The 1,281-nt window shown below is 66.0% G+C and carries 1 protein-coding gene; it reads left to right on the forward strand.

The genetic code is table 11. From position 1 onward, the window contains the following. Nucleotides 1-426 precede the first annotated feature (426 nt). Nucleotides 427-1,281, forward strand: an 855-nt coding sequence (locus tag KFO72_RS41825) for a cation:proton antiporter (RefSeq protein WP_225034553.1), incomplete at its 3' end; no start/stop codon positions are given.

A 1,281-nucleotide genomic window follows, 5' to 3' on the forward strand; every position in this document is an offset into this window, starting at 1 on the left:
CCGGTCTCAGAGCGGTGGCTCTGGCGTGGTTGCGCGCAGGAACGCAAGGGCTCAACCTGTGGGACTGGTTCCGCATGCGCCGTGCCACGAGTTGTGCAACCGCATCTGTATGCAGATCTTTACTTTTGGACTGCAAATAATGCACGATCGTGGAATGCGGCCTTCTCAAGACCGCTGCGGTATGGCGATTGCTTTTCTCATCGTCAATCCAACCGGAGCGCCACCATGAGACGGCTAAGTACCTCCCTGTTGTGCATGCAACTGCTGATCTGGAGCGCTGCTGTCGCCTGCTCGTTGATATAACGCCCCGTCTGTGACGTCCCGCCGTATCTGGATCGATGGCGCATCCCGACCTTTGCGCCCGTCGCGCCGCTGCGGGCGACGGCCGGTCAGTCCGACGACAGTCGTCCCCTTTCGGAGATGCCGATGGAAGCGCTCTGGTTCCTCCTCGTTGGCGCGCTTCTCGTCGCGATGGCGCTCGGCCGCGGGCTCGTTGCCCGCCTGCCGCTCAGTGGCGCGATGGTCTACCTGGCGGTCGGCTTCCTGATAGGGCCGGCGTGCGCGAACCTGCTGCCCGTCTCGCTCGACAGCGACGTGCGTACGTTGAGAGTGGTGGCTGAGACGGGTCTTGTCGTCTCGCTGATGGCGATCGGCATGCACCTGCGTCTGCCGCTACGCGATCCATTGTGGCGACTTCCCCTGCGCCTCGGCTTTCCGGCGATGCTTGCCACCGTCGCCCTCGTGGCTGGCGCCGGCCTGCTCTGGGGCGGCCTCGCCCTTGGGCCGGCGCTCGTCCTGGCAGCGGCGCTCGCACCGACAGATCCCGTGCTTGCGAATGAACTGCGCGTCAGGGAAGCCGGCGACGACGAACCCCTGCGCTTCGCGCTGTCCGGCGAAGGCGGGTGCAACGACGGGTCGGCCTATCCCGTTGCGCTGATCGGCCTCGCTCTCTGCGGCTGGCCGAGCTTGGGCAGCGACCGGCCCGCGACTTTCCTGTTGGCCGTGGCGTGGGGGCTGTCTGGCGCGGCGGCGATAGGCTGGGCGTGTGGTATCGGCATGGTCAGGATCGTGACCCGGCTGAGGACGCGCTTTGGCCAGGCGGTGGGACTCGAAGGGTTTCTCGCCATCGGTCTGATGGCGCTTTGCTATGGCGCAGCGTTGATGGCGCACACCTACGCCTTCGTCGCCGTGTTCGCCGCTGGCGTCGCGCTGCGTCACGAAGAACGGGACGCAACGGGTGAGCAGATGCCCTCTGAGGCACTTGCCGATGTCGAGCGCAGC

Origin of the sequence: Paraburkholderia sp. XV (assembly GCF_020177535.1) — a bacterium.
Taxonomy (GTDB): Bacteria; Pseudomonadota; Gammaproteobacteria; order Burkholderiales; family Burkholderiaceae; genus Paraburkholderia; species Paraburkholderia caribensis.